The sequence below is a fragment of the Paenibacillus sp. 598K genome (assembly GCF_003851045.1).
In the GTDB taxonomy this organism is placed as follows: domain Bacteria; phylum Bacillota; class Bacilli; order Paenibacillales; family Paenibacillaceae; genus Paenibacillus_D.
Window position 1 is genome coordinate 3,449 of sequence record NZ_BFBX01000278.1, and the last position, 514, is coordinate 3,962.

At 71.8% G+C, this 514-nt stretch carries 1 protein-coding gene; it reads left to right on the forward strand.

The window, feature by feature from the left end; genetic code table 11:
• Positions 1 to 356 (forward strand): aspartate/glutamate racemase family protein (locus PA598K_RS35060; RefSeq protein WP_221414212.1); only part of this gene is annotated, 356 nt, incomplete at its 5' end.
• Positions 357 to 514: the final 158 nt, after the last annotated feature.

The following is a 514-nucleotide window of genomic DNA, read 5'->3' on the forward strand; positions in this document are numbered from 1 at the left end:
CCGAGGCGGCGAAGCTTGGCAAGCAGGTGCAACTGGTCGACGGTCTGGCGGTCGGTGCCTTCGCGGCGCTGAGCGAAGGGCGTCCGGAGGAGCATGACCGGCTGCTGCTGGAGACGGCGCTGCGCGCAGCCGACGAAGCGGAGGTCATCGTGCTGGCGCAAGCGTCGATGGCGCGGATGGAGGGAGCGCTGCGCGAGGCGACGGGCAAGCCGGTGCTCTCCAGCCCGGCGCTCGGCGTCGCAGCGGTGAAGGCAGCGCTGGCGCAAGCGGCGAAGATCGGGAAGGACTCGAGCGAGCAGGCCAGCCCAGCCTCAGTACCTGAGCCATCCGGTCCCGCCTCGGAGGCCTCGCGATGAGCGGCGAGCGCGTCAAGGCGGTCTATCTGGCGGAGACGCCGTATACGCTGGAGCGGGCGGCGGAGGTGATCGCGGGCGAGCAGTCGACGGGGACCTTCACCGCTGTGCCCGGCGAGACCGAGGCGCTGAAGGCGCGTCATGGCGCGCGCATCGAGGCG